General features: G+C 66.8%; 6 protein-coding genes. All 6 read left to right on the top strand.

Annotation, left to right across the window (positions count from 1 at the left end; genetic code table 11):
• The first annotated feature begins 167 nt into the window (after positions 1-167).
• Positions 168-530: a DJ-1/PfpI family protein gene (locus tag AB4Y94_RS17110; protein WP_441729223.1), complete on the top strand. Its 363-nt coding sequence runs from the start codon at positions 168-170 to the stop codon at positions 528-530.
• On the top strand, positions 416-808 hold the full coding sequence (locus AB4Y94_RS17105) for a GlxA family transcriptional regulator (protein WP_441729222.1): 393 nt from the start codon (positions 416-418) through the stop codon (positions 806-808). Before AB4Y94_RS17110 ends, AB4Y94_RS17105 begins: the two co-directional genes overlap by 115 nt.
• Before the next feature lie 78 nt (positions 809-886).
• Complete coding sequence (locus AB4Y94_RS17100; RefSeq protein WP_441729221.1) at positions 887-2,293, top strand: alpha/beta fold hydrolase; 1,407 nt, start codon at positions 887-889, stop codon at positions 2,291-2,293.
• A gap of 228 nt (positions 2,294-2,521) precedes the next feature.
• Positions 2,522-5,290, top strand: a complete 2,769-nt coding sequence (locus AB4Y94_RS17095; protein ID WP_441729220.1) for an AAA family ATPase — start codon at positions 2,522-2,524, stop codon at positions 5,288-5,290.
• A 73-nt stretch (positions 5,291-5,363) separates the two neighbouring features.
• Positions 5,364-5,960: a DJ-1/PfpI family protein gene (locus AB4Y94_RS17090; protein ID WP_441729219.1), complete on the top strand. Its 597-nt coding sequence runs from the start codon at positions 5,364-5,366 to the stop codon at positions 5,958-5,960.
• A 2-nt stretch (positions 5,961-5,962) separates the two neighbouring features.
• On the top strand, positions 5,963-7,444 hold the full coding sequence (locus AB4Y94_RS17085) for an MFS transporter (RefSeq protein WP_441729218.1): 1,482 nt from the start codon (positions 5,963-5,965) through the stop codon (positions 7,442-7,444).
• The last annotated feature ends 22 nt before the right edge of the window (positions 7,445-7,466 follow it).

Below are 7,466 nucleotides of genomic sequence, written 5' to 3'. Positions count from 1 at the left end.
TCATCGTCGGATTTCCGTCCGCTCAGATCCTCGACATCACCGGGCCGCTCGAGGTCTTCTCGAGCGCCTCGCGCTTCCTGCCGATACCGCGATACGCGACCGAGGTCGTCAGCACCGACGGCGGTCCAGTGCTCTCGACCAGCGGACTCTAGTTCGCCTCCACGCCGATCTGCTCAGGGGCCTTCCTGCTCGCGGCCGCGGGACTCCTGGACGGCCGCAGGGCGACCACCCATTGGGCCGAGTGCGCGCTTTTGGAGCAGAGCTACCCGAAGGTGACGGTCGAGCCCGACGCCATCTACGTCAACGACGGAAACGTCTGGACATCCGCCGGCGTCACAGCCGGAATCGCCTCGCCCTGGCGCTCGTCGCCGACGATCACGGCAGGACCGCGGCAGCGACAGTCGCGCGGCGCCTCGTGGTGTACCTGCGCCGCTCAGGGGGCCAGAACCAGTTCTCCGCGCTCCTGGCCGCGCAGTCGGCAGACCACGAGCCGATCCGTGATCTTCTCGAGTGGCTGCCGGAGCACCTGACAGACGACCTTTCCATTCCTGTCATGGCGGCGCGCACCCACCTGTCCGAGCGTCAATTCAGTCGCCTGTTCAAGACCGAAGTGGGTACAACCCCCGCCGAATATGTGGAGGCGGTGCGGATGGAGAATGCCTGCCGCCTGCTGGAAACGACGTCGAGTTCGATGGAGCAGATCGCTCGCGGCAGTGGGTTCGGCACCCCCGAAACAATGGACCGGGCCTTCCGACGTCGCCTCAACACCACTCCGACCGACCACCGCTACCATTTCGGCCCTGGCTAAACGGTTCCCTGCTGCACGGAAGCCGTCTTCGGTCGGCGTCGTGGCCGAGATCGTCAACACCGTGTCCTAGGTGGGCCGGTGAGGGAGCCATACCGTGAAGGCACCCTCACAAACACGTCGCTGTACTCGCGCGACGCCACCCTTGGAACGGAGATCGTTGTGCTTACTGAATCGACCCTCATCGCCACGTTTAACCCGGAGGACGGGAGGCGGCCCGGACCGATGGGCACTGCTCCTGTCCGGAGGGGACGCATCGGATTGATTGTGGCCGGTTCGTTGGCCGCCGGACTACTCGCAGCTGTTCTCCTCGTCGTCGCCCGCTTCGGGCCAGGGACGGAGAGCGCCGTCACCGGTTCGGTCCTGTGCGGATTCGCGCTGGGTTGGGCAATGCTGGGCGTGCTCTCGGTGCGGTTCACCGATCAGCCACAACGCTGGGCGTTCGCTCCGGCGCTGCTGATCGGTCTAAGCGGCCTTCTCCTGGTGATGTTCGGCTCACCAGCGCAGCTGGTTCTCAACTGGGTCTGGCCCCCCGCTATGCTCGCCTTGGCGATCTGGATGATCGTGCGCGTCCACCAACGGCTCCGTGGCTGGCGAACCCGCTGGCTGCTCTACCCGGTGATTGCGATGCTGGCTCTCGCCTCGATCGGCGGCGGCTACGAAACCATCGGTGAGGCAGCGGATTCGCAGTCGCACCCCATGCCTGGGCAACTGATCGATGTTGGCGGACACCGCCTGCACCTGCACTGCACCGGCTCCGGTAGCCCCACCGTCGTGCTGGAAGCGGGCGGAGGCGGGAAGTCGTCCGACCTCGGGCGAATCGCACCGGCCGTCGAGCGCGACACCCGGGTGTGCGTCTACGACCGCGCGGGCCGCGGATGGAGCGAGTCCGCTCAGACCGCTCCCCACGGCATTCAGATAGCGACCGACCTTCACACCCTGCTGCAGCGCGGACATGTGCCCGGACCGTATGTACTGGCGGGTCATTCCTTCGGCGGGCTCTACGTGCAGACGTTCGCGGCTCGCTACCCGAGCGAGGTCGCCGGCATGGTGCTGATCGACTCGACTGCACCAAGTGCCGCAGCGCCGGACTACGCGGCCCACCCCTACCTCCTGAATCGCGTCTTCGCACTTGTTTCGGCCTCGGCCCAGCTGGGACTCGGCCGCCTGTACGGCGCCACCGCTCGCGACCTCCGCAGCACCATCGACGAATACGCCGACGCGGGCGATTCGGTGAAACAAGCGGCATCGCTCACTGACTTCGGCAACAAGCCTCTGTTCGTCCTGACGGCAGGCAGCGGACATGATGCCGCATCGTCGAAGACGCAAAACGAGATGGCCGCGTTGTCGACCAACAGCGTTCACCGCGTAGTCGAGGGTGCCAGCCACCAGGCGTTGATTGCAGAGCGAGACGGCGTCGCTGCAACCACTCAAGCGATCTTCGACGTGGTCTCCTGCGTCCGGAGTTCGCGGCCCCTGGTCATGTGATCCCGGCTAGAGGCTCGCCGGGCGGTCAGGGCAGCGCGCTCCGGCTCCCACGGTCTTCGTGTCGCCAACCCGCGCTCGATTTCTTGGGCCTGCATCCTCAGCCATGCCTCCGGGTGCATACCGAATCCTGCAATCATTGCGAATCCTTTCTCTCGACGTATTCAGGATCCGCGCGTGATGGGTGCAGTCGCGCCGGTGTTTCCGCCGGGTTCTGGATAATATGGGCCGATGATTCTGGGACGCGACGAGGAGCTCGCCTCATGTCGAGCGCTCCTCGAGCGTGCGCGCACCGGGCATGGCGGTGCCTTGGTGGTCCACGGCGAAGCGGGCGTAGGCAAGTCTGCTCTTCTTACCGGGGTTGCCGAGGGCGCAGACGAGTTCGAGATCCTCCGGACGCAGGGCATCGAATCGGAGGCTCCGCTCGCGTTCGCGGCCCTGCACCGTCTCCTTCTCCCAGTCCTCGACAAGCTGCCGCTATTGCCTGAGCCGCAGGCGGACGCTCTGCGCGGCGTGCTTGGGCTGGCCGCCTCCACCGGCTCGGAGTCTGGGAACGAGCGGTTCCTGGTTTTCCTCGCTGCCCTGGGACTCCTGGCAGAAGCGAGCGTGGACCGGCCAGTTCTCTGCGTGATCGACGACGCCCACTGGTTGGATGAGGCGTCAGCCGCGGCACTCCTCTTCATCGCTCGACGCGTGCCCTATGAACGAGTGGCCCTGTTGTTCGGTGCTCGGGACGGGGGAGTTCGTCGGTTCGACCCAGCTGAGTTGCCCGCGCTCCGACTCGAAGGCCTCGATCTGGACTCGGCGCAGAAACTCCTGCTGGCCTCTACGACGGTGAGGGTTCCTGCCTCGGTCCGGGACGAGCTCCTCACCAGAACGGGCGGGAATCCGCTCGCCCTGTCAGAAATCCCTTCAGCCCTTTCCACCGCCCAGCTCGAGGGAGAGGCCCCGCTTCCCGCGCATCTGCCGCTCACCGATAGCCTCGAGCGCCTGTTCCTCGATCGGTACGAACGTCTCACCGAGTCAGCACGCGTGTACCTGCTCGTCGCCGCTGCGGACGACTCCGCAGACGTGGTCACCGTTGACGACGCGAGCAAGCGGCTGGGGGTTGGGGACGATGCCCGCGAGCAGGCCGAGCGTTCAGGACTTGTGCGTGTACAAGCGGACTCGATCCAGCTGAGGCACCCCTTGGTTAGATCTGCTATCTACTCCTCCGCGTCACGCCCTGAACGCCGTCGCGTTCATTCGTCGCTGGCGGAAGCGTTGACTCGGCATGGCGATCGCAATCGCGCCGTCTGGCACAGTGCTGCGGCTGCGGAGACGCCTGATGAGCGGATCGCCGCGGGACTGGAGGCGGTGGCGCGAGCCTCACAGTCGGGTGGCGGCCATGAGGCGGCGTCTGCAGCGTGGGAACGGGCGGCGGAGCTTTCGCCGGGGGAGGAGGTCGCGGCGCGACGTCTAAATGCGGCCGCCGGTGCCGCCTGGATGTCCGGCCAGCCCAACCGGACCCGACACCTCGCCCAGACCGCGCGGGCACGGACCGAGGACCCCGTGATCCGTGCCGACATTGACCGGCTACGTGCCTTTATCGAGATGAACTTCGGATCTCCCCGTGTCGCCCACGGTGTACTGCTGCGTGCCGCACGGGACGTTGCGCCAACGGATGCCAGTCGAGCTGGAGAGCTAGCGATGATCGCATCCGCGGTCGCCGTATTCGGAGCAGATTCCGGAATCGACATAGACCCCCTGACTTTTGCGCCGCGATTCGCTCACGACGGCGACGCTCACGACGGCAGCGCTCATGACGGCAGCGCTCACGACGACTGTTTCGGGGCTTTGCTCCGGGGTATGCGCCATCTGGTGCAGGGGAACCTCGCCGAGGGTGCAAGGGAGTTTCGCCGAGCGTTGAGCGCTGCCGAGGGCCTTCGTTCGCCGGACCTCTTGTCGAACATCCCGATCGCAGCCGTGCAGTTGGGGGACGATGAGACTGCTGTGCACTGGCACGAAATCGAACTCGACGAAGCCCGTCAGAACGCGTCGCCGTTTCATATCCTCCACGCACTTACCCGCCGTTCGCTGCCGGACCTGGTCACGGGGCGTTGGTCGCAGGTTGCCGCCGCATCTTCGGAGGCGTTGGACCTGGCCGATACGACGAATCAGCCCAACCAGAAGGCGTTCCCGAGTGCTGTGCTTCTGCTGCTTGGTGCGCTGCGGGGTGCCGACGGGTTCGAGGGCGACCTCCGGGAGGTCGAGCGGCTGGCCGAAACCCATCCGGCCGGGATTCTTGACACCAGCATTCAGGACCTTCTGGCCTGGGCCCGCGGCGTGCACGTCGCGCCTTCGAACCCGACGGAGGCGCTGCACCATTTCGACCGCATCTCCCACTCGCAGCACCGGAGAGCCGCCGTGATCGACGGCATGGAGGCTGCCGCCCGCGCGGGGCAGCGAGCCGATCTGCAAGCCGCTGTTGACGACATCGCCGGCTACGCAGAGGGAACGGATGCTGGATGGGCCGCGTCCGCTGCGGACTACGGTCGCGCCTTGCTGGCTGACGGTACCGACGCCGAGGGGCATTTCCGCTCCGCCCTGAAACGGCATACCGGGGGGACCCGCCCCTTCGACAGGGCTCGGACGGAACTGGCCTTCGGAGAGTTCCTTCGCCGAGCACGGCGGAGGGTTGACTCACGAGAGCATCTACGGGCCGCCCTCATGACGTTCGAGGAGTTGGGGGCCCGGCCGTGGGCCGAACGCGCGCGTGAGGAGCTCCGGGCCTCGGGCGAATCGTCGCGCCGACGGGATGAATCCCCGGAGAATCCTCTGACGCCCCAGGAAGTCCAGGTGGCGCGGCTGGTTCAGCAGGGGCTACCGAATCGGGATGTGGCGGCCCGGCTGTTCATCAGTCCCCGAACCGTCGATTTCCACCTGCGGAATGTGTTCACGAAGTTGGGGATCAGCTCACGAGGTGGCCTGCTCCAGGCCGACCTGGACGCGGTGGGCTGAGCACGACCCGCCTAGGCACAACCCGGCGATTGTGCCGGTGCGGTGTCGTCGTCAACGACGGGACGATCGAGATGTGCAAATCGCAATCCTTATCTTCGACCGCGTCACCGCTCTGGAGGCCGTCGCCCCCTACGAGGTGCTCAGTCGGCTTCCCGCTGCCCAGGTTACGTTCGTGGGTGAACGGGTGGGCCCCGTGCGATGCGACACCGGGCGACTTACGATCACCGCGGACGCCGTACTCGAGGAGCTGCCTCACCCCGACATCGTGGTCGTTCCGGGGGGAGCGGGACGCGACAGACACATGACAAACGGCGCGGTGCATCAGTGGCTCCGCGCCGCAGCTGTGACCACCGACTGGATGATCGGTATCGGTGAAGGGGCGCTCATCCTCGCATCTGCGGGTCTTCTGAATGGTCGACAGGTCGCGACGACCACTGCGTCCGCGCGCCGCGAGCTGGAGACGCTCGGAGCGCTCCCCGGAGCATCTCGCGCAATCTTTGATGGCGCCTACGCGACCGCTGCGGACGGGACCGCCGCCCTGGAGCTCGCCCGCGAGCTGGCCACTCGCATCCGTTGGGCCACAGACCCGGCGAATTTCCCGGCGCGGCACGTTGGTTGCCAGTCGGAGTCTGATCTCGGTACTACAACCACATCGAACGCAAAGGAATAATCATGACTCACGCACAAGCGACGGAGGTCATACCGTCGACCTCCGACGACCAGCGTCCCGCCGCCCACAATCCTCACGTCCGGACCGCTGGTCCCGGCTCCGCCGAGCCGCAGGCACGCCCCTCCTGGCTGATTCTTTGGCTCATGCTTCTCGCGCAGTTCATGGTGATTCTCGACGTGAGCGTGGTGAATGTCGCGCTCCCGAGCATCGGCACAGCGCTTGGTTTCAGCACTGGTGACTACCAGTGGACCGTCAGCGCGTACGTGCTGCTGAGCGGCGGACTTCTCCTGCTCGGTGGTCGGCTCGCCGACCTCGTGAACCGCCGCCGGATGTTCCTCACCGGGCTGGCGTTGTTCACGGCGGCTTCGCTGCTGAGTGGGCTCGCCGTGTCGCCGTTGATGCTCGTCGCCTCTCGGGCTGCGCAAGGCATGGGCGCAGCGATGCTCACGCCCGCCGCGATGGCGATCATCATGACCGCGTACGCGGGTCGGCAACGAGCCACTGCTCTCGCCGTCTGGGGCACGGTCGGCAGCACCGGCATCGCCGCCGGGGTGCTCTTCGGGGGTCTGCTCACCACTCTCCTCGGCTGGCAAGGGGTCTTCTTCATCAACGTGCCGATCGGCATTGCCGTCGGAGTGCTCGCACTCCGCCGTGTGCCGGCCGGTACTACGGTGCTGCGCAAGGTGCGCGATCTCGACCTCGGTGGTGCACTGACGGGCGTGCTTGGCCTCGTGGCGCTCGTCTTCGGCATCCAGGCCGCCGGCTCCGAAGGCTGGACGGCTCCGCTCACGCTCGCCTCCTTTACCGCCGCGGTCGTGCTCCTCGCTGCGTTCGCGCGAATCGAAATGAAGGTCGCCACGCCGCTCGTTCCACCGCACGTCTGGCGCATTCGCTCCCTCGTCTCCTCCACCGGGATCATGGCCGGCGTGACCGGTGCCGTCGTGGGTGCGATCTTCCTCAGCTCCCTGCTCCTTCAGAATGCGCTGGGCGGCTCCCCCCTGGTAACCGGCTTGCAGTTCCTGCCGCTGGCGGTGGTCATCACGTTGGCGGCCGCGGCGTCCGGAAAGCTGCTGGGCAGAATCACTCCGCGCGTCATGATGGCGGGGGGCCTCGTCATCACCGCCGTCGGGGCAGCGCTCCTCATCCACGTCGGCGCCGACGCGAATTACGTGATCGACGTGCTGCCCGGCTTCATCGTGATGGGCCTCGGCGTCGGCCCGATGTTCGTCGCTATCTCGGTCGCCGCAATGAGCGGAATCCGTGGCGAGGAGGCGGGGCTCGCCTCCGGCGTCATGATGACCGGGCACGAGGTCGGAGCCGCGCTGGGCGTGGCGGTGCTGACGACGATTGGCGGGGAACTGGCGAACGCCGCCGGTCTCCTGGCCGCGTATCCGAAGGCGTTCACCGCACTGGCTGTGGTCCTCGGCGTACTGGCGGTCGTCGCACTGGTCGCGGTGCCCCGCCGGGCCGGCGTGCCCGACTGACCCTCCAAGCGAGCGGATGCCG

Origin of the sequence: Glaciibacter sp. 2TAF33 (assembly GCF_052114945.1) — a bacterium.
In the GTDB taxonomy this organism is placed as follows: Bacteria; Actinomycetota; Actinomycetes; order Actinomycetales; family Microbacteriaceae; genus Cryobacterium.
Note: the sequence above shows the minus strand (reverse complement) of the source record. Positions and strands in the feature narration are given on the sequence as shown.